Origin of the sequence: Burkholderia sp. Ac-20344, from assembly GCF_017104975.1 — a bacterium.
Classification (GTDB): Bacteria; Pseudomonadota; Gammaproteobacteria; order Burkholderiales; family Burkholderiaceae; genus Burkholderia.
Map to the genome: position 1 here is coordinate 15,240 of NZ_JAAGPP010000099.1, position 20,377 is coordinate 35,616.

19 protein-coding genes and 1 tRNA gene are annotated in these 20,377 nt (G+C 65.9%); 12 read left to right on the forward strand and 8 right to left on the reverse strand.

Translation table 11 applies throughout. The features are described 5' to 3' along the window. Nucleotides 1–64 precede the first annotated feature (64 nt). The 7 genes from G3N64_RS26295 (at nucleotide 65) to G3N64_RS26325 (ending at nucleotide 10,703) form a co-directional block, all read left to right on the forward strand. Nucleotides 65–862 (forward strand): ABC transporter ATP-binding protein, encoded by a 798-nt coding sequence (locus G3N64_RS26295; protein WP_205786519.1) that lies wholly within the window; start codon nucleotides 65–67, stop codon nucleotides 860–862. Between the two features lie 38 nt (nucleotides 863–900). Further along, complete coding sequence (locus G3N64_RS26300; RefSeq protein WP_205786520.1) at nucleotides 901–1,758, forward strand: ABC transporter permease; 858 nt, start codon at nucleotides 901–903, stop codon at nucleotides 1,756–1,758. An 88-nt stretch (nucleotides 1,759–1,846) separates the two neighbouring features. After that, nucleotides 1,847–3,214, forward strand: a complete 1,368-nt coding sequence (locus G3N64_RS26305) for a sensor histidine kinase (RefSeq protein WP_205786537.1) — start codon at nucleotides 1,847–1,849, stop codon at nucleotides 3,212–3,214. Between the two features lie 12 nt (nucleotides 3,215–3,226). After that, nucleotides 3,227–3,904: a response regulator gene (locus tag G3N64_RS26310; RefSeq protein WP_205786521.1), complete on the forward strand. Its 678-nt coding sequence runs from the start codon at nucleotides 3,227–3,229 to the stop codon at nucleotides 3,902–3,904. Between the two features lie 287 nt (nucleotides 3,905–4,191). Beyond that, entirely contained in the window at nucleotides 4,192–5,322 is a 1,131-nt protein-coding gene (locus G3N64_RS26315; protein WP_205786522.1) for a porin, read from the forward strand. 336 nt (nucleotides 5,323–5,658) lie between these two features. Next, nucleotides 5,659–7,677, forward strand: a complete 2,019-nt coding sequence (locus G3N64_RS26320) for a site-specific DNA-methyltransferase (RefSeq protein ID WP_205786523.1) — start codon at nucleotides 5,659–5,661, stop codon at nucleotides 7,675–7,677. After that, complete coding sequence (locus G3N64_RS26325; protein WP_205786524.1) at nucleotides 7,677–10,703, forward strand: DEAD/DEAH box helicase family protein; 3,027 nt, start codon at nucleotides 7,677–7,679, stop codon at nucleotides 10,701–10,703. The genes G3N64_RS26320 and G3N64_RS26325 overlap by 1 nt, the downstream gene beginning before the upstream one ends. Before the next feature lie 255 nt (nucleotides 10,704–10,958). On the opposite strand, the gene G3N64_RS26330 is transcribed toward G3N64_RS26325, so the two are convergent. From G3N64_RS26330 to egtB, 5 genes are all read right to left on the reverse strand, one after another. After that, entirely contained in the window at nucleotides 10,959–11,354 is a 396-nt protein-coding gene (locus tag G3N64_RS26330) for a hypothetical protein (RefSeq protein WP_205786525.1), read from the reverse strand. 189 nt (nucleotides 11,355–11,543) lie between these two features. Continuing rightward, nucleotides 11,544–11,804, reverse strand: a complete 261-nt coding sequence (locus G3N64_RS26335) for a hypothetical protein (protein ID WP_205786526.1) — start codon at nucleotides 11,802–11,804, stop codon at nucleotides 11,544–11,546. A gap of 37 nt (nucleotides 11,805–11,841) precedes the next feature. Continuing rightward, nucleotides 11,842–12,144 (reverse strand): hypothetical protein, encoded by a 303-nt coding sequence (locus G3N64_RS26340; protein ID WP_205786527.1) that lies wholly within the window; start codon nucleotides 12,142–12,144, stop codon nucleotides 11,842–11,844. 296 nt (nucleotides 12,145–12,440) lie between these two features. Next, nucleotides 12,441–13,454 (reverse strand): L-histidine N(alpha)-methyltransferase, encoded by a 1,014-nt coding sequence (gene egtD / locus G3N64_RS26345; RefSeq protein ID WP_205786528.1) that lies wholly within the window; start codon nucleotides 13,452–13,454, stop codon nucleotides 12,441–12,443. Then, nucleotides 13,438–14,661 carry an ergothioneine biosynthesis protein EgtB gene (gene egtB / locus G3N64_RS26350; protein ID WP_205786529.1) on the reverse strand — a complete coding sequence of 408 codons (1,224 nt, stop codon included), beginning with the start codon at nucleotides 14,659–14,661 and terminating at the stop codon, nucleotides 13,438–13,440. The genes egtD and egtB overlap by 17 nt, the downstream gene beginning before the upstream one ends. Nucleotides 14,662–15,228: 567 nt before the next feature. Here egtB and G3N64_RS26355 point away from each other — a divergent pair. After that, nucleotides 15,229–15,705: a carboxymuconolactone decarboxylase family protein gene (locus tag G3N64_RS26355; RefSeq protein ID WP_205786530.1), complete on the forward strand. Its 477-nt coding sequence runs from the start codon at nucleotides 15,229–15,231 to the stop codon at nucleotides 15,703–15,705. After that, nucleotides 15,705–16,586 carry a sigma-70 family RNA polymerase sigma factor gene (locus G3N64_RS26360; RefSeq protein WP_205786531.1) on the forward strand — a complete coding sequence of 294 codons (882 nt, stop codon included), beginning with the start codon at nucleotides 15,705–15,707 and terminating at the stop codon, nucleotides 16,584–16,586. Before G3N64_RS26355 ends, G3N64_RS26360 begins: the two co-directional genes overlap by 1 nt. Before the next feature lie 101 nt (nucleotides 16,587–16,687). On the opposite strand, the gene G3N64_RS26365 is transcribed toward G3N64_RS26360, so the two are convergent. Together G3N64_RS26365 and G3N64_RS26370 are read right to left on the reverse strand one after the other, a co-directional pair. Next, nucleotides 16,688–17,191 (reverse strand): DUF2628 domain-containing protein, encoded by a 504-nt coding sequence (locus tag G3N64_RS26365; RefSeq protein WP_205786532.1) that lies wholly within the window; start codon nucleotides 17,189–17,191, stop codon nucleotides 16,688–16,690. A gap of 315 nt (nucleotides 17,192–17,506) precedes the next feature. Next, nucleotides 17,507–17,583, reverse strand: a tRNA-Val gene (locus G3N64_RS26370). 479 nt (nucleotides 17,584–18,062) lie between these two features. On the opposite strand from G3N64_RS26370, the gene G3N64_RS39925 reads away from it, so the two are divergent. Beyond that, complete coding sequence (locus G3N64_RS39925) at nucleotides 18,063–18,431, forward strand: hypothetical protein (RefSeq protein WP_241021225.1); 369 nt, start codon at nucleotides 18,063–18,065, stop codon at nucleotides 18,429–18,431. A 31-nt stretch (nucleotides 18,432–18,462) separates the two neighbouring features. After that, complete coding sequence (locus G3N64_RS26380; RefSeq protein WP_205786533.1) at nucleotides 18,463–18,789, forward strand: hypothetical protein; 327 nt, start codon at nucleotides 18,463–18,465, stop codon at nucleotides 18,787–18,789. Here G3N64_RS26380 and G3N64_RS26385 read toward each other — a convergent pair. Next, nucleotides 18,735–19,073 (reverse strand): hypothetical protein, encoded by a 339-nt coding sequence (locus tag G3N64_RS26385; protein ID WP_205786534.1) that lies wholly within the window; start codon nucleotides 19,071–19,073, stop codon nucleotides 18,735–18,737. The genes G3N64_RS26380 and G3N64_RS26385 overlap by 55 nt on opposite strands. Nucleotides 19,074–19,155: 82 nt before the next feature. Here G3N64_RS26385 and G3N64_RS26390 point away from each other — a divergent pair, with 82 nt between their 5' ends. Beyond that, nucleotides 19,156–19,461: a hypothetical protein gene (locus tag G3N64_RS26390; protein ID WP_205786535.1), complete on the forward strand. Its 306-nt coding sequence runs from the start codon at nucleotides 19,156–19,158 to the stop codon at nucleotides 19,459–19,461. Nucleotides 19,462–20,377: the final 916 nt, after the last annotated feature.

The window sequence follows — 20,377 nt, forward strand, 5'->3', positions numbered from 1 at the left end:
CCGGTTGACCGGCCCGGCGTCGCGTCACGATGCGACGCCCTCCTCACCCGCAGGACAAAGAGCGATGACCCAGGCAGTCTCCCCGAGCACACCGGCGATCGAGTTTCGCAACGTGTCGTGCCGCTTCATTTCGCCGGAAGGCAAGGCCACCGTCGCGCTGCGCGACTTCAGCATGAGTGTCGCGCGCGGCGAGTTCATCGCGATCGTCGGGCCGACCGGCTGCGGCAAGTCGACGACGCTGAACCTGATCACCGGGCTGCTCAAGCCCGTGTCGGGCGAGGTGCGCGTGATGGGCCGCCCGGTCGACGGGATCGATCCGCGCATCGGCTTCGTGTTCCAGGCCGACGCCGTGTTCCCGTGGCGCAACGTGATCGACAACGTCGCGGCCGGCCCGCTGTTTCGCGGCCGCTCGAAGGACGTTGCGTACGCGCAGGCCGAGGAATGGATCCGCAAGGTCGGCCTCGACAAGTTCACGAAGCACTACCCGCACCAGCTTTCCGGCGGGATGAGGAAGCGTGTCGCGCTCGCGCAGACCTTCATCAACCAGCCGGAAATCCTGCTGATGGACGAGCCGTTCTCCGCGCTCGACATGCAGACGCGCACGCTGATGCAGGACGAGCTGCTGCAGCTCTGGTCCGCGAACAAGGGCTCGGTGGTGTTCGTCACGCACGATCTTGAAGAAGCGATCGCCCTCGCCGACCGCGTGTTCGTGCTGACCGCGCGGCCTGCCACGCTCAAGCGCGTGTACGAGATCGACCTGCCGCGCCCGCGCGTCACGTCGGAGATCCGCTACGACACGCGCTTCATCGAAATTTCCAAGGACATCTGGCACGACCTGCGCGAAGAAGTGCAGATCGGCTGACGCATACGCCGCACGGCAAGGACTGCAAGGACAGGAGCATGACCGACATGACGCTTCCCCCCACCGCCATTCCGGCAACGACGCTCGAGGACGACGAGCGCGCCGCGCAACGCCGGCTGCGCCGCCGGCGCAACCTGATCGTCACGCTGCGGATCGCCGTGCTGGTGATCGTGCTGGGCGGGTGGGAACTCGCCGCACGGTTCAAGTGGATCGATCCGTTCTTCTTCTCGATGCCGTCGCTGATCTTCGAACAGATCCAGGACTGGTTCGTGAACGGCACGTCGCAGGGCCCGCTGCTCACGCAGGTGTGGGTCACGCTCGAGGAAACCGGCATCGGCTTCGTGATCGGCTCGGTCGCCGGCGTGATCTGCGGGATCGTGCTCGGCCGCAACAAGCTGATGGCCGACGTGTTCGGCCTGTATATCCAGATCGCGAACTCGATCCCGCGCGTCGTGCTCGGCTCGATCTTCGTGATTGCGCTCGGCCTCGGGATGGCATCGAAGATCGCGCTGGCTGTCGTGATGGTGTTCTTCGTCGTGTTCGGCAACGCGTTCCAGGGCGTGCGCGAAGCCGACCGCTACCTGATCGCGAATGCGCAGATCCTCGGCGCGTCGCGCCGGCAGATCACCACGGCGGTCGTGATCCCGTCCGCGCTGAGCTGGATTCTCGCGAGCCTGCACGTGAGCTTCGGCTTCGCGCTGGTCGGTGCGGTCGTCGGCGAATTCCTGGGTTCCAAGCAGGGCATCGGGCTGCTAATCTCCACCGCCCAGGGCGCGTTCAACGCGAGCGGTGTGTTCGCGGCGATGATCGTGCTGGCGGTGGTCGCGCTGGCCGCCGACTACCTGCTGACGTGGCTCGAGAGGCGGCTGCTGAAGTGGCGCCCCGCGGCGTTCTGAACGCCGCCGACGGACGCCTGACATGACACCCCCGACCGCGCCGGCCCCCCCGGCGCGGTTCGGCATTTCGGAGAAGGAGCGCAACAGGATGGCGCACAGCCTGCGCGGGCGGCTGCTGTGGTGGCTGCTGCTGCCGCTCGCGGTGTTCGTGCTGATCGCCGGCGCGATGTCGTACGACACCGCGCGGACCACGGCCGCGCTCGTGCAGGACAGCGCGCTCGTCGCATCCGCGCGCACGATCGGCGAGGACATCGAATGGCGCAACGGGCTGCCGGTCGCCGACGTGCCGCCGGCCGCGCTGGAGATCTTCGAATCGCCGTCGCGCGATTCGGTGTTCTACAAGGTGATCGACGGCCACGACCGCCTGCTCGCGGGCACGCCGGCGCTCGACGTGCCCGCGCGGCACGGCATCGAACCGACGCTGTACGACACGTCGCTCGACGGCGTGCCGCTGCGCGCGGTGGCCTACGATCGCCAGCTGTACGACGAGGGCAAGGTCGAGACGGTCACGGTGGTCGTCGCGAAGACGACGCGCTCGCACCGCGCGATGGTCGCCACGATCTGGCGGCCGCAGCTCGTGCGCCTGTCGCTGATGCTGATGCTTGCGATGGGGCTCGTGTACCTCGGCCTCACGTTCGAGATGCGTCCGCTGATGAAGCTGAAGGACGACGTGGCCGACCGCGGGCCGATGGAGCTGGAGCCGATCCGCCCCGAGCGGCTGCAGAACGAGTTGCGGCCGATCGTCGACGCGATCAACCAGTGCATCGCGCGGCTCAACACGCACACGACCACGCAGCGCCGCTTCATCGCGGATGCCGCGCATCAGTTGCGCACGCCGATCGCGGTGCTCGACACGCAGATCCAGTACGCGCAGCGGCGCGGCCACGACGATCCGGAGCTTGCATCGGTGCTCGACAGCATGCAGCGCAGCAGCCGCAAGATGGCCGACGTGACCGACAAGCTGCTGCTGCTCGCGCATGCGGAAGCGACACCGTCGACGCTGCTGAACCAGCGCGTCGATCTCGCGGCCGTGGTGTCGAGCGTGCTCGAGGAAACGATCGTGCTCGTGCAGCGGCGCAATATCGATCTCGGCGCCGATCTCGGCGAGCGGCTCGACGTCGCGGGCAGCGACAGCCTGCTGACCGCGCTGGTGATGAACCTCGTCGACAACGCAGTGCGCTATACGCAGCCGGGCGGCTGCGTGACGGTGGCCGCACGCCGCGACGGCGACGCGATCGTGCTCGACGTGGTCGACAACGGCCCCGGCATCCCGGCCGAAGCGCGGCCGCATGTGTTCAAGCGGTTCTACCGCGTGTCGGCCGATACCGAAGGCTCCGGCCTCGGGCTCGCGATCGTCCGCGAAATCGCGCAGGCGCACGGCGGCAGCGTATCGCTCGCGCCGGGGCCCGGCAATCGCGGTATCGTCGTGACTGTGCGGCTGCCTGCGTACGATTGAAGAGATGTCGTCATGAAACTCCTGCTGGTCGAAGACAACGCCGAACTCGCGCACTGGATCGTGAACCTGCTGCGCGGCGAGGATTTCGCGGTCGATTCCGTCGGCGACGGCGAGCGCGCCGATACGGTGCTGAAGACCGAACGCTACGACGCCGTGCTGCTCGACATGCGCCTGCCCGGCATCAGCGGCAAGGAGGTGCTCGCGCGGCTGCGGCGGCGCAACGACAATGTGCCGGTGCTGATGCTGACCGCGCACGGCTCGGTCGACGACAAGGTCGACTGCTTCGGCGCGGGCGCCGACGACTACGTCGTGAAGCCGTTCGAATCGCGCGAACTGGTCGCCCGAATCCGCGCGCTGATCCGCCGGCAGGCCGGCGTCGGCACGACGCAGCTCGTGTGCGGCGATCTCGTCTATGCATTCGGCACGCGCGAATTCCGCTGCGGCGAAACGGTGCTCGCGCTGCGCCGCCGCGAGCACGCGATCCTCGAAACGCTGATGCTGCAGCAGAACAAGACGGTGTCGAAGGCGCGGCTGATGGACAGCGTGTTCGCGCTGGACGACGAGCCGAGCGCCGACGCGATCGACATCTACATCCACCGGCTGCGCAAGCATCTCGCGGGCAGCTCGGCCGAGATCATTACACTGCGCGGGCTGGGTTACATCCTGCGCATGAAAAGCACGCAGGACTAACGGGCGTTCGCACCATCGCCTGTCACGGGAAATCGATTCGTATCACGAAACGTCCTTGAAGCCAGCCGGATGCCCGGCAGGCTCGCTTTCGCCCGACTGCCCGATCCGTGATCGTTGCGCGTTCGGTGTTTTCACCGATCCGATTCCTGCATCCGGGAAAGCGCCGTGAAGGATTCCACCCTCTACGATGCTACGCGTCGGCCCTCTCGAAGTGGCCGGCGAGAGTCGGCATACATTACGTACTGCCAACGACCAGATTTCAATGCGGCAGCTCGGAGGAGACGATCTTGAAACGAAAAACCCTTGCCCTTTCCATCGCGGCGGCGGGCCTGTGCGCCGGCACCCAGGCGCATGCGCAGTCGAGCGTGCAGCTCTACGGCCTGATGGACCTGAGCTTTCCGACCTACCGGACCCACGCCGACGCGAACGGCAATCACGTGATCGGCATGGGCAACGAAGGCGAGCCGTGGTTCAGCGGCAGCCGCTGGGGCCTGCGCGGCGCCGAAGACATCGGCGGCGGCACGAAGGTCATCTTCCGCCTCGAAAGCGAATTCGTGGTCGCCAACGGCCAGATGGAAGACGAAGGCCAGATCTTCGACCGCGATGCGTGGGTCGGCGTCGAGGACGAGCGCTTCGGCAAGCTGACGGCCGGCTTCCAGAACACCATCGCACGCGACTCGGCGGCGATCTACGGCGACGCGTACGGTTCCGCGAAGCTGTCGACCGAGGAAGGCGGCTGGACCAACTCGAACAACTTCAAGCAGATGATCTTCTACGCGGCCGGCCCGACCGGGACGCGTTACAACAACGGCATCGCGTGGAAGAAGCTGTTCAGCAACGGCATCTTCGCAAGCGCCGGCTACCAGTTCAGCAACTCGACCGCGTTCGCGACCGGCTCCGCGTACCAGGCCGCGCTCGGCTACAACGGCGGGCCGTTCAACGTGTCGGGCTTCTACAACCACGTGAATCACAACGGCTTCAGGAACCAGACGTTCTCGGTCGGCGGCAACTACACGTTCAGCATCGTGCGCCTGAATGCCGGCTATTTCCGCTACAACGGCGACCAGGGCGCGCTCGGCCAGCGCCACGACGATTCGTGGACGGTGTCGATGAAGATCGCGCCGAAGGGCGCGCTCGACTACGAGCTCGGCTACCAGCAGATGCGCGTGAAGAACGCCGCGAACAACGCGGACGGCTTCACGCCGAACGCCAACCTCGGCGCATTCAGCCTGACCAACGGCGTCAGCAACGGCTTCAAGGAGACGATCTACGGGTCGGTGTTCTATCACCTGAGCAAGCGCACCGAGGTCTACCTCGCCGGCGACTACATGAAGCTGCACGGCGGCTACACGGTGTCGTCGACGTTCGGCGCGAAGAATCAGCTCGAACTGACGTCGGGCATCCGCACGCGTTTCTGACCCCGCGCGGGGGCGTCGCGCCCCGCCGCTCCCTCCGTCCGGGATTCTCCATGCGGGCACGCCGGCGCCTGGCGCCGACCGTGCCCTTTTTTTCGTCTTTTCCGGAGCGCGCCCGGGGATGCCCGGCAAGCGCCCGCCGGCCGGGCATGCGACAACCGGCCCGAAGCCGCTTGCGGCCCGTCCGGCGGGCGATCGCGGCCGATGCCCGCACGATCGGCCCACATCGGCGCTTGACCTCGGCCGACCGACTCGATAGCGTTTCGGGTTTGCCCGGGCGGCCATTGCCGCCGGTGCCGCGAGCGCGCCCGACGTCCTGGCGCGCGCGGCCGGGCTCCGATGGAAAAGACGATGCAGAAACTCGATGCGGCAAGCCCGCAGGCGATGTCGACCGATTTCACCGCCGACAACGTCGCGCGCCTGAAGGCGCTGTTCCCCGAACTCGTGACCGAAGGCCCCGGCGGCGCGTCGGTCGACGTCGACGTGCTGAAGGCGCTGGTCGGCGAACGCACGGTCGGCGACGCCGACGAGCGCTACGGCTTCCACTGGCACGGCAAGCGCAGCGCGCGCCAGGCCGCGCTCACGCCGTCGACGGGCACGCTGCGGCCCTGCCCCGACGACAGCGTCGCGTGGGACGACACGCGCCATCTCGTGATCGAGGGCGACAACCTCGACGTGATGAAGCTGCTGCACAAGAGCTACGCGGGCAAGGTGAAGCTCGTCTACATCGACCCGCCGTACAACACCGGCAGCGATTTCGTCTATCCGGACGACTTCAGCGACAGCATCCGCCACTACCTGGCGATGACCGGGCAGACCCAGGGCGGCGTGAAGCGCAGCACCAACACCGAGGCGAACGGCCGGTTCCATACCGACTGGCTGAACATGATGTATCCGCGCCTGAAGCTCGCGCACGCGCTGCTGTCCGACGAAGGCCTGATCGCCGTGCACATCGACGAGCACGAAGTGCACGCGCTGGTGCTGATGCTGCGCGAGATCTTCGGCGAGGAGAACGAGCTCGGCGTGGCCGTATGGGACAAGCGCAACCCGAAGGGCGACGCGCGCGGCGTCGCGTACCAGCACGAATCGCTGGTGCTGTTCGCGCGCAACGCCGAGACGCTGCTCGAACAGGCGCCGCTCAAGCGCCCGAAGCGCAACGCGCAGCGCATGCTCGATGCCGCGCACGACGCCGTGTACCGCAGCGGCAACGCGAAGGACGCGCAGAAGGCGTACCGCGCATGGATGAAGGCGCAGACCAACTTGTCGGGCGGCGAGGTGATGTACGACCGGCTGTCGGAAGAAGGCCGCGTGTACCGCCTCGTGTCGATGGCCTGGCCGAACAAGAAGAAGGCGCCGGAAGAGTATTTCACGCCGCTGATCCACCCGGTCACCGGCAAGCCGTGCGCGATGCCGGCGCGCGGCTGGCGCAACCCGCCCGCGACGATGCAGGCGCTGATCGAGCGCGGCCAGATCGAATTCGGCGCGGATGAAAGCACGCAGCCGCAGCGGATCTACTACCTCGACGAGAACATGTACGAGAACGTGCCGTCGGTGCTGCCGTTCGCCGGCTCCGACGACGCGCTGCTGAAGACGCTCGGCATCCCGTTCGACCTGCCGAAGCCGGTCGATTTCGCGGCGGCCGTGATCGGCTGGTGCACGCGCGGCGACGACATCGTGCTCGACTGCTTCGCCGGCTCCGGCTCGACCGGCCACGCGGTGATGCAGGTGAACGCGACCGACGGCGGCGCGCGCCGCTACATCCTCGTGCAGTTGCCCGAAGCGCTCGACCGCCGCGACAAGACGCAGCAGAGCGCGGCCGATTTCTGCACGAAGCTGAAAAAGCCGCTGACGCTCGCCGAAGTGACCAAGGAACGCCTGCGCCGCGCTGCGCAGCAGGTCGCGCGCGACTATCCGGAAAGCTATGGCGACCTCGGCTTTCGCGTGTACCGGCTCGACACGACCAACGTGATCGAGTGGGATCCGCGCCGCGACGACTTCGACCATGCGCTGTTCGCGTCCGTCGAGCACGTGAAGACCGGCCGCACCGAGGACGACCTGCTCGCCGAGCTGACGCTGAAGCTCGGCCTCGACCTGTGCACGCCGGTCGAGCATCACCCGGTGGTGGGCAAGACCGTGCACCTGATCGGCCGCTCGATCGTCGCGTGCTTCGATGCGCGCATCTCGCGCGACGACGCGGGCCCGCTCGCCGACGGCATCGTCGACCTGCTCGATGCGACCGGCACGACGCACGACGTCACGTGCCTGTTCCGCGACAGCGGCTTCGTCGACGATGTCGCGAAGCTCAATCTCGCCGCGCTGCTCGAACAGCACGGCGTGAAGCGCGTGCGGAGCCTGTGATGCGGCTGCATTTCGAAGCGGATCTCGACTACCAGCGCGAAGCGATCGACGCCGTCTGCGACCTGTTTCGCGGCCAGGAATCGTATCGCGGCGACTTCAGCGTGCTCGCGAACGCCGCGCCCGGCACGACGGCTGCCGCGCAAGGCTCGCTCGGCTTCGCGGTGTCGGAACAGGGCGTCGGCAACCGGCTGTCGCTGACCGACGACGCGCTCGCGCGCAATCTCGCCGATGTGCAGCTGCGCGGCGGGCTGCCGCCGTCCGGCCTGCCCGGCTCGCGCGACTTCACCGTCGAGATGGAAACCGGCACCGGCAAGACCTACGTGTACCTGCGCACGATCTTCGAGCTGAACCGCCGCTACGGCTTCACGAAGTTCGTGATCGTCGTGCCGTCGATCGCGATCAAGGAAGGCGTGCACAAGACGCTCTCGATCACCGAGGATCACTTCCGCGCGCTGTACGCGGGCGTGCCGTACGACTACTTCCTGTACGACTCCGCGAAGCTCGGCCAGGTGCGCCACTTCGCGGCGAGCGCGGCGATCCAGATCATGGTGATGACCGTTGCCGCGATCAACAAGAAGGAAATCAACAACCTCTACAAGGACAGCGAGAAGACCGGCGGCGAGAAGCCGATCGACCTGATCCGCGCGACGCGGCCGATCGTGATCGTCGACGAGCCGCAAAGCGTCGACGGCGGGCTCGAAGGCCGCGGCCGCGAAGCGCTCGCCGCGATGGCGCCGCTCTGCACGCTGCGCTATTCGGCCACGCACGTCGACCGTCACCACATGGTGTACCGGCTCGACGCGGTCGACGCGTACGAGCGCAAGCTGGTCAAGCAGATCGAGATCGCGTCGGCGATCGTCGAGGATGCGCACAACAAGCCGTATGTGCGGCTCGTCGGCGTGTCGAACCGGCGTGGCGCGATCAGCGCGCGCGTCGAGCTCGACGTCGCGACGGCGGCCGGCGTGAAGCGCCAGATCGTGACGGCCACCGACGGCGACGATCTCGAACGCCTGACCAAACGCGCGCTGTATGCCGGGCTGCGGATCGGCGAAGTCCATGCGGTGAAAGGTGCCGAATACGTCGAGCTGCGTCATCCGGAAGGCGAGGCGTTCCTGTCGCTCGGCGAGGCGTTCGGCGACATCGACACGCTCGCCGTGCAGCGCGAGATGATCCGCCGCACGATCCGCGAGCATCTCGACAAGGAGCTGCGCCTCGCGGAGCGCGGCGTGAAGGTGCTGTCGCTGTTCTTCGTCGATTCGGTCGAGCGCTACCGCCAGTACGACGAGAACGGCATGCCCGTGAAGGGCGACTACGCGCTGATCTTCGAAGAGGAATATGCACGTGCGGCGCGCGTGCCGGCCTACCGTGCGCTGTTCGACGGCGTGGACGTCGCGCTCGAAGTCGGGCGCGCGCACAACGGTTACTTCTCGATCGACCGCAAGGGCGGCTGGACCGACACCAGCGAAAGCAGCGCCGCGGCCCGCGAGAACGCGGAGCGCGCATACGGCCTCATCATGCGCGAGAAGGAAGCGCTGCTGTCGTTCGATACGCCGCTGAAGTTCATCTTCTCGCACTCGGCGCTGAAAGAAGGCTGGGACAACCCGAACGTATTCCAGATCTGCACGCTGCGCGACATCCAGACCGAACGCGAGCGCCGCCAGACGCTCGGCCGCGGGCTGCGCCTCGCCGTCGACCAGGACGGCGAACGCGTACGCGATGCGGGCGTGAACACGCTCACCGTGATCGCGACCGAGCGCTACGAGTCGTTCGCGGAGAACCTGCAGAAGGAAATCGAGGCCGATACGGGCATCCGTTTCGGGATCGTCGAGGAACACCAGTTCGCGGCGCTGCCCGTGCAGGAAGGCGACGGGCCCGCGCATGCGCTTGGCGTCGAGCTGTCGCGCGTGCTGTGGAACCACCTGCATGAACAAGGCTACGTCGATGCGCAGGGCAAGGTGCTCGACCGGCTGAAGGATGCGCTGCGCCAGAGCGCGCTGGTGCTGCCCGATGCGTTCGAGATGCTGCGCGCGCCGATCGTCGCGACGCTGCGCAAGCTGTCGGGCCGCTTCGCCGTGCGCAACGCGGACGAGCGCCGCGCGATCGCGCTGCGGCGCGATGCGTCGGGCAAGGCCGTCGTGTTCGGCGAGGATTTCCGCGCGCTGTGGGACCGCATCCGCCATCGCACCGTGTACCGCGTCGAGTTCGACAACGCAAAGCTCGTACGCGATTGCGCGGCCGCGTTGCACGACGCGCCGGACATCGCGCGCGCTCGGCTGCAGTGGCGCAAGGCCGAGATCGATATCGGCAAGGCCGGCATCGAGGCGATCGAGGTGGCCGGCGCCGGCACCGTGCTGCTCGACGAAGGCGAACTGCCGCTGCCCGACCTGCTCACCGAGCTGCAGGACCGTACGCAGCTCACGCGCCGTTCGCTGGCGACGATCCTGGCCGACAGCGGCCGGCTCGAGGATTTCCGTGTGAATCCGCAGCAGTTCATCGCGGTTGCGGCCGATGCGATCAACCGCTGCAAGCGCCACGCGCTCGTCGCGGGCATCGCGTACCGCAAGCTCGGCGAGCGCCATGTGCATGCGCTCGAGTCGTTCGAGAGCGAGGCGCTGACCGGCTACCTGCGCAACCTGCGGCCCGATGCGCAGAAGTCGATCCACGAGGCGGTCGTGTGCGAGACGGACGCGGAGCGCGCGTTCGCCGATGCGCTCGAGGCGCACGACGGCGTGAAGCTGTACGCGAAGCTGCCCGCGTGGTTCCGCGTGCAGACGCCGCTCGGCAGCTATCACCCGGACTGGGCCGTGCTCGCGGAACAGGACGGCGGCGAACGGCTGTACTTCGTCGTCGATACGCCGAATGCGGACGGCCACGTGCCGAGCGAGCACGAGCGTGCGAAGCTCGCGTGCGGCGAAGCGCATTTCCGCGCGCTGGTGGAGGGCGACGGAGCCGCGCGCTTCGTGCGCGTCAGGCAGGCGGACGCGCTGTTCGAGCCTGTGGCGCCGCTGGCGAGCGCCGGGCGATAACACGAAGGGCGGCGATGAGCCGCCCTTTTTTTCGGCTTTTTCAACGCTGCCGGGCACGCTTGCGATGCCCGTTCGTCGCGTCGATTTCCTGGCTGTTCACCGCGTGTAAGCGATCTGTATTCGCACCCGTTCGCGGCGCGGTTACGGCTGGTTGCAATTCGGGTCGGCACGATGTTTTCGCGCGACAGCCACATGGCGTTGCCACGATGAAAAAAGGGCGCCGAAGCGCCCTTCCGTCCCGTTTGCGCGCCGCGCTTAGAGCGTGCGGCCGAATGCGTGGTGACGCGAACGATGCGTGGACGTCGACGCGTGCGTGGTGTGACCGTGCGTCGTTGCGTGCGTGTGACCGCGGCCCGGCTGCACGCCGGCGCGATCGGCGATCGTGTCGGAGCGGTCGGCCGCGCGCGACAGGCCCTTGTCGCGGTCGCCCGCGTGCATGCCGTTCGAGTTGCTCAGCGCCTGGCCGCTCATGTGGCCGCCGGACATGCCGCCCGCATTGCCGCCCAAACCACCTGCGCCGTGACCGCCACCACCACCGCCGCCGCCGCCACCGTTTCCACCGCCGTTGCCGCCGGCTGCGGCATACGCGGAAACCGTGCCGAGCGCGAGGAGCGCGGCCGTCAGGACGGACAGGTATCGTCGATGTTTCATCTTGTGCTCCCTGGAGTGCGTTCGTGTGACTGCATTCTAGGAACGCGCACCGTGCGCGCCACACGACGTTGTAAATGATCGTAACGGAGCGCGCGACGCGTATTCGTCAGATCAATCCGGATCGTACGTGAACGGGAAACAAAGCAGGCGGGGCGGCGCGGCAGCGCCGCCCCGGTGACGATGTGGTGCTTACTGCGCCGGCTGCATCTGCATGCCCTGTGCGGCGGCCTTGCGCTGCGCGGCCTGCTCTTCCGCGTGCTTCTTCGCCATGTGGTGGCCGACGATACAGCCGCCAACCGCACCGACGACCGCGTGGTGCCCCGCGTAGTGGCCGGCCACACCGCCGACCACCGCGCCCTTCATGCAGCCCGCCGCGTGCGCGCTGCCGATCGTGGCAAGCGCCACGATGGCGGCGGTGGCGCACTGCCTGATGCGTCGAATGGGCATCATGTTGTCATTCTCCTCTTGTCGCGATCAGTCGCGCCGCTCAATCCCAGCGGCCGCCGCGCCAGCCGCCGCGATCGCGCCATTCGTGCTCGCGCCATTCGCGGCGGCGCCACTCGTGTTCGCGCCATTCGCGGCGACGCCAGCCGTCGCCGCGCCAACCGTCGTCGCGATAGCCGACCGGTGCGTACATGACGGGCGGAGGCGGTGCCACGTAGACGGGCGCCGGCGCCGCATAGGCGGGTACACCGATGCCGACCGACAGGTCGACGTGGGCCGAGGCGACGCCCGAAGCTGCCAGCGCCGCTACACCGAGAACTGCACCGAGAATGAGTTTCTTGTTCATCTCGCGACTCCCTGCACGTGTCGTGCGTCAAGTGAATACGGTTCGGAGTCTAGGCACCGGACACAGACACAGGTGAAACGGGTATGCGAGACCGGTAACGGACGTTTACGGGTGCCCGCAAAGCCTTGCCGGACAAGGAAGAGGCAACATTCCAGATACCGTTGCAGCGGTGCATCGGGCCGGTAAAAAAGGGATTTTCTGCACGAAACCGGGTGATCGGCGCGCGCCAACGTGCGCTGGAATACGTCGAAAGCGAACCGCCCGCACCGCACGCGAGCGGTCCGCAAGCGCGCGCGTCACGCGCGAATATCGTCGACGCTGCGCAGCCAGTGCACGCTGAACAGGTTGCCGGCATCGGTCCACACGGTATCGGGCGCGAATCCTGCGCGGCGCGCGATCGCATGGAAGCCGTCGATCGTGAACTTGTACGAATTCTCGGTGTGGATGCGCTCGCCGGCCTCGAAGCGGAACGCGTGGCCGCGTACGTGCACGGTCTGAGCGATGTCGCTGACGAGATGCATCTCGATGCGCTGCCGCACGCTGTCGTAGAACGCGCAATGCGAGAACGCGTCGACGTTGAAATCCGCACCGAGCTCGGTGTTCGCGCGCACCAGCAGGTTCAGGTTGAACTGCGCGGTCACGCCCTGCGCATCGTTGTACGCGTCGTGCAGCATGCGCTCGTCCTTCACGAGATCCGCGCCGACCAGCAAGCCGCCGCCACGCAGCAGCCGCGCGGCATCGCGCAGGAACGCATCGGCTTCTTCCGGCGCGAAGTTGCCGATCGTCGAACCGGGAAAGAAGCCGATGCGCCGCGCCGGTGTCGCGGTCAGCTCGGCCAGTTGCTCGGCCTTCGTGTAGTCGGCCGCGATTGGTGCGACGTCGAGCCACGGATACGCGGCACGCAGCCGCGCGGCGGCGCCGTGCAGGTAGTCGGCCGAGATGTCGACCGGCACGTAGCGCGCGGGCGCGTTCGCATAGTTGCCCGCGAACGCGTCGAGCAGCACACGGATCTTCTCGAGCGAGCCCGCACCGAATTCGACGAGTTCCGCATGCGGGCCGACGCGCCGCACGATCTCGGCCGCGCGATCGCGCAGGATGCCGAGCTCGGTGCGGGTCGGGTAATACTCGGGCAACTCGCAGATGCGATCGAACAGCGCGGAGCCGGCCGCATCGTAGAAGTATTTCGGCGGAATGCTGCGCGGCGTGCGCGACAGCCCGTCGATCAGGTCGCGCTCGAACGCGCTCGGCCGCGAATCGCGGGCGGGTTGCTGGCCACCGCTCGTGGCCGTCTGGTCAGACGTCTCGCGCAAGTCGCACTCCCGTGAATTGCCAGCGCGCGGCCGGCGGAAAGAAATTGCGGTACGTCGGCCGTTCGTGCCCGGGCGGCGTCGCGATGCTGCTGCCGCGCAGGACCTGCTGGCCGACCATGAACTTGCCGTTGTATTCGGCGGCGACACCCGCAAGCGGCCGAAAGCCCGGGTACGGCTCGTAGGACGAGCGCGTCCATTGCCACACGTGCCCGAGCATCTGCCGGATGCCTTCGGCGGCGAACGCCGCTTCCCATTCGAATTCGGTCGGCAGGCGCGCGCCGGCCCATTCCGCGTACGCGGCCGCTTCGTAGAAGCTCACGTGGCACACCGGCGCGTCGGGTGCGAGCGGTTCGACGCCGTGCAAGCCGAACGTGCGCCGTACGCGCGTGGCGGCCGCATCGTCGTCGTCGGGCATCCAGTACGCGGGCCCTTGCCACCCTTCCCGCTGCACCGTGGCCCAGCCGTCCGACAGCCAGAACTCGGGGCGTGTGTAGCCGCCATCGGCGACGAACGCCGCGAATTCCGCATTGGTCACCAGGCGGTTCGCGATCTCGTACGGCCGCACGAGCGCCGTATGGCGCGGCCGTTCGTTGTCGAACGAGAACGCATCGCCATCGTGGCCGATCTCGACGAGCCCGCCCGGCTGGTGAAGCCAGTGCTGCGCGCCGGCATCGCCCGCGGCCATCGCGCTGGCGTCCGTCCCGTTGCGCGGCCGGAACGCCGGCTTCAGCGGGTTGCACGAGAACGCGTGCAGCATGTCGGTGACGATCAGCTCCTGGTGCTGCTGCTCGTGATGCAGGCCGAGCACGACCTCGGGCGCGACCGCATCGAGCAGCGCGGGATCGGCACCGACCAGCGCGCGCAGCATCGCATCGTCGACGTACTGCCGGTACGCATGCACCTCGTCGAGCGACGGACGCGTGAGCAGCCCGCGTTGCGGCCGCGGATGGCGCGGGCCGAGCGCTTCGTAATAGGAATTGAAGAGGAACTGGAACGCGGCGTCGAACGGCGCGTAGCCGGGCACGCGGCGCATCAGCACGACGGTTTCGAAGAACCAGGTCGTATGCGCGAGGTGCCATTTCGTCGGGCTCGCGTCGGGCATCGACTGCACGGCCTGGTCTTCGGCGGACAGCGTCGCGGTCAACGCGACGCTATACGCGCGCACGTCCTGGTAACGGCGCTGAAGCTGTGATGCAAGGAGGCTCATCGGTTTACCGTCCACGTCGCGATTCGCTGCGTTGCGTTGCCGGAAAAGGGAAAGCCTTGCGCGTGATGCGCGCGGCTGACGTGCGAACTGCTGCTGCGTCGTCGGGCAACCGGCGCGCGCGCCGGGCCGCTGATGCGGCGTCACTTCATCTGCCCGTGCAGAACAGTATGGGCCAGAAATCTGAATGCTGCGAATCGGGATGCGGGTGAAACGCAGCCGAAAGAGAAATGAAAGCATTGGCGGCGCGCATGTCGGATGCGTGACAGGCCGGCGATGCCTGCCGGTTCTGGCGTGAAAGCCATGTGCGACGTGCCTGCCGGCGCATGTGGGCTACTGACGGCCCATGACATCCGCGCAGCGATCGTGAGCGAAGGCCTCGTGTTGCACCGGTTTGTCTGACGAACGCCTTCGTGCGCCGCCATTAGCCATCGGCACGGCGATGAACTTCCCCGCCCTTCATCTGCAATCCACGCTCACACGCGCTTCGAAAAATTTTTTGCGTCGATGTCACACACGCAAGGGGCTCGCTCGTCATATCACCGGAACCCACACGAAAGGAGAAGGACCATGACTGCGAAACTCAATCCGTTTGCCGCCGCGCCCGCCCTGATGAAAAACTGGATGGCCGTATCGATCGCCGCCGCGCAGAGCCTCGAGCCGACGCTGATCGAGCTGGTCAAGATCCGCGCGTCGCAGATCAACGCGTGCGCGAACTGCATTAACATGCACACGGCCGAGGCGCGCGAGCAAGGCGAGACCGAGCAGCGCATCTACCTGTTGTCCGCGTGGCGCGAAGCGCCCTGCTACACCGACCGCGAACGCGCGGCGCTCGGCTGGACCGAAGCACTCACGCGGCTGTCGGAGGGCCACGCGGCGCACGAAGCGGCGTACGCGACGCTGAACGACCACTTCAGCCAGGAGGAACAGGTGAAACTCACGCTGATGATCAACGTGATCAACGGCTGGAACCGGCTCGCAGTCGGCTTCGGGCTGTGGATCGATCCGGCCGACGCGAAGGCCGCCGCCGCGAAGATGGTGGCCTGATGCCGAACCTCGACCCGGCCAAGGGCAGCGCTGAAGAACGGGCCGATGCGGCGGCGAGCTTCGACCCGCTGCGCCGCACGCTGATCCGCGTCGCGTACCGGATGCTCGGTTCCGTCGCGGATGCCGAGGACATGGTGCAGGAGGCGTTCATCCGGTGGATGAACGTCGACCGCACCGAGGTGCGCGTCCCTGAAGCGTTCCTGCGCCGCATGGTGATGCGTATGTGCCTCGATCAGCTGAAGTCCGCGCGGCACCAGCGCGAGACCTATATCGGCCCGTGGCTGCCCGAGCCGGTCGTCGAGGAAGACGAACAGGAAGACGTCACGCTGCCGCTGCTGCTCGCGCTCGAACGGCTCTCGCCGCTTGAACGCGCGGCGTTCCTGCTGCATGACGTGTTCGGCCTCGAGTTCGACGAAGTCGCCACGACGATCCAGCGCGACCCGGCCGCATGCCGGCAGCTCGCTGCGCGGGCCCGCACGCATGTGCGCGAGGCGCGGCCGCGTTTCCATGTCGAGAAGCAGCGCGGGATCGAATTGGCGGAAGCGTTTTTTGCGGCGTCACGCAGCGGCGACATGCGCGCGCTCGGCGCGATGCTCGCCGAGGACGTGAGCCTGCACGCGGATGGCGGCGGCAAGCGCTCGGCCGCGGGCACGCCGGTGTTCGGCTTCGAGCGCGTGATGAAGGTGCACGAGTACCTGGCCGGGCTGTTCGCCACGCATGCGTCGACGCTCGTGCGTGCGGGGTTCGTCAACGGGCTGCCGGGTTTCGTGACGCAGGAAGCGGACGGCGAGCTGCAGACCACCGCGCTCGAGATCGAGGACGGAAAGATCGTCGCGATCTATGTCGTGCGGAATCCTGACAAATTGAAGCATCTGCATTGAGTGCGGCGGGATCGCGCGTCGGATGCCGTGCGCCTGCACGGCCGCGATGCGCCCGCTTCTCCGTCCTGCCGCTCTGCTTTACCGGCCGCCGGTTCCTGCGATCAATACGTCCCGGCCACGACGTAGATCAGGAAGCCGAGCAACGGCGTCGCGACCGAGAAACCGGTCGCCGCGAGCCAGTTCGTGCCGCCCTGCGCTTCCAGCAGCGCGAGCAACGATTCGCGGGACGTCGCGTTCGGACGCAACTTCTCGATCTGGCGTTCGACGTGCGTCCTGTAAAGGCTGTTCCCGCACCAGCCGAGCGTGACCGCGATCCCGATGGTGACCGGATCGATCGCGCTCGATTCGAAGTATTTCGGGAAGTACAGCAATTCGACCAGCGTGATGCCGAGCGTGGCGCCCAGCACGGCCGCCGCCTGCCAGTACATGCATCGATACGCCATCCACACCGGGCCCAGGAAACAGGCTGCCCAGTTCCACGACTGCCGGTTCTTTCGCGACGCGGCGATCGTCCATTTCCTCTCGAACCAGGCGGCATTCTTGCCGACGTAAGCGGCGATTTCGTCGTTGCTCGCAGACGATGCGGCGGTCGTGACGTCGGACATGGTCGTGGGCTCTCGGTCGCGCGCGTCGCGCGTTGTTGTCGTGATGCGGTTTGGATGCGATCGATATCGAGCGGCGTACGGGAGCAGCCGTGTCGACCGGCACACGATTCTACTCGCCGTGCAGTGGCCGTTGTATGGCGGGTCGGGAGCGGGTGAAGATGCGATCGCGGGAATCGCGCAACGCATCGGGGCGACATGCGTTGTTGCGGACGGAAAAAGAAAAACGCCACGCGAGGTTGCCGCGTGGCGTTTGTATGTTGGCGAGCCGCATTGCCTGTAGGCAAGTTGTGCTGCCAGACCCCTTCATTTGTTCGTTGGTAGGCTCGATTGGATTCGAACCAACGACCCCCACCATGTCAAGGTGGTGCTCTAACCAACTGAGCTACGAGCCTAAGAAGCCGCGAATTATAGAGAGGGTTTTTGAGGAGCACAAGCCCCTTCGTGAAAATTTTTTGAATCGGGATGCGTGGGGGCTGACGATCGATGTTGCCTGGCGATGCGGGGAACGTTGGCTTCACCTGTTCGCATCACAGCAAAACGCGTCGATGCGCTGTGGTGTTATCCACATTGCCCTCTGGATAACTATCCTGCAAGCCTCTGGATTCACAGTGGAACGATTGAGGATATGTCGCCGCAGCTGTGAATCGACGAAAAGTTGTTCCGTGCTTCCCGGAGCTGTTCACGTGGCTCACCCAAGGTTATGCATTCGGCTTCCTGTCGCGAATTCATGGGGTTAGGGACGTTATCCACTGTGAGGCACAGGGTTTGTTAACTATCACTACGTATGTATACGAACTCTGTTAACACCTTTGGATAAGCACAGTCCGCCGACTGTGCTCCGCGCAGGATATGCACTGCGTGCGGTGATCGGATGAACGAAGTGGCAAGCTGTGAGGGCATCGAACGATGCACGAGCTGCTGTATCTGTAGAATCGCCGGCATTCAGGATGCGAGGGCCTGGCGCACAGGCTCGCGACATATGACCGATTCTTCGTTGACCCGGCTCGACGCACTCGATATCGATGCCGTCGTACGCCGGATGCAGCAGCATCCCGGCGACATCGTGTTCGAGCAGCGCGTGTCGATCCCGGAAGCCGAGGTTCTGTGTTGCCGCTACAAAGGCGAGCGATTCAACGTGAAGTTCGATCTCGACTACGGGGTGTTCGTCGATCGCGTCGGGATGCTGTCCGGCGAGGACATCGCGAAAATTGTCGGATGGCTTATGAAGAAAGCTGGGTGATGACGGCGGACGACGCTGGACGAGGTAATCGATGAAGGCACCCGCTAATGAAATGCTGGTGCTGGATATTGCAGGTCACGTTGCGGTTGTCGTGACCGACGTGGCGGCTGTTGCGAATGTACTGATGCGGCTCGGGTTTGCACAGCACGGCGATCGTTGGGAGCGCACGATCGCGGACGATCATGATCGACGTGCTCTCGTTGTCGCGCTTGTCGACCTGGACGCGTTGTTTTCCGCTGGCCGTGACTGGAGCCCTCGAGCGCTCGTCGAGTATTACCGGGAAATTGGAGTCATTCGAAACGATTACCGTTCGATCGCATGGCGCGGGCCAGCGCAATACGTGATCGAGCGGCATTGAAACGACGATCGATCGATGTTTTCCACATACGTGACGATGCCGAAGAAAATGCAGAGCAAGGGCCGGTAATGGGACCGATCGTTTGCCATCGGCACGGGTTCAACGTTGTCAGAATGACGTTGAAGGGTGTCCATGCACGCGTTCGGATGCGTGGCCAGTTCGCGCCCGGCGAGCTGCTCAAGGTCTCGCTCGACCGGCCGAAGTACAGCCGCGCAATGTGGGTGCTCCGTGCCGAGTTCGACGAACTCGATGTCGAAGCGTCGTTTATCGGGAACGTCGCCCATGTCACTGCATTCCCGAAAATCGCGGCGCTCGAGCGTTTGCGCGCGTTGGCCGCACGGCTTCGCGCGTTGCGAGCTTCACGGGTTGATCCTGCCGGCGCGCACGTCGCCGGATATCGAAGCAGCGATCCTGTCGATCGATGTGATCCGCCATTGCCATGTCGTACAGGTGACCGACCGCACGAAGAAGCACGAACCGAAGTACCGGTTCAGCGAAGCGTTTCTGCGCAAGGTGCTCGGGGCCGATGTCGCAATCGACGGATCGACGTTCAGGCTCGATGACGAGGAGACGTTCGACAAGCTGTGGAATGCGGGCGAGCGGGTTTGTCGAAGCTGTCTGCGCGAAACGTTGAGGCGCAACGGCTTGGGCGACGATGACACACCGGCGTGAACCCAAGGTTTATCGGACCAGGTGACTTCGGCGCCGGCGAAGGGGCTCGACCTACGTGTGTGGATAACCGGGGGGCAAAACGACTCGGAGCGCTGTGCATCCGATTGGTGAGCGTGCATCGGAGTCGCAAGCCAGGCGCGGATCCCGACGAATTCGGACCGTGACAAGCGAATCCGGACGCGTGAGCACACGACTGGACAGAAGGCCGCTGGTGCTACGACGCCGTTGCATGCGCAATGTGCATCGCGTTTCGTGGAGCCTTAGTCTGTCTCGACCGAGTGCATGTGGACAACCCGCACGCCAACCAGTCGAATCTCTGTGCATCGCACCGGTGAGCGGCTTGCATTCGACCACGCGAATCGGTCCGAACGCCATGTCTGACGGGGCTTTGCCGGAACAGAGCCGATAATGCCGATGGATCGCGTGCAATGCGCCGTGCTTGAATGCCTTGCGGATATCGAGAAGTCAAAGCACTCGAAGGCCTGTGCATTCAGCGGGTGAGGGTAATCGAATTCGGAGCAGGTGTTCGCGTTACTTCACGGGTTGTGGATATCGCGCTCCGAAACAACCCAAAACACTGTGCAACCCGAAGGTGAGAGAGTCGACCGATGACTGCGCGCGGTGTCGCCATGATCGATGTGGATATCCTGCTCCGCGGCGACTCGAAACCCTGTGATTCCAAAGGGTGAGGGTGCCGGAGGCGATCCGATGTGGACAACAGACCTGTAAATTCAGTCGAAACGCTGTGCAATCGAGTGGTGAGCGTGAGCGCGCCCGAGCCAGCAAAGCGAACCTGTCCGCATTTTTGTGGGCGAGGCGGTTGAACAACAGGTTATCCACGCGCCTGCGTGAATCGCTCGCCGAACAGGATAGCAAACTGGTTCATCGCTGATTTCCAGTCGAAGGCGGCCCGCAC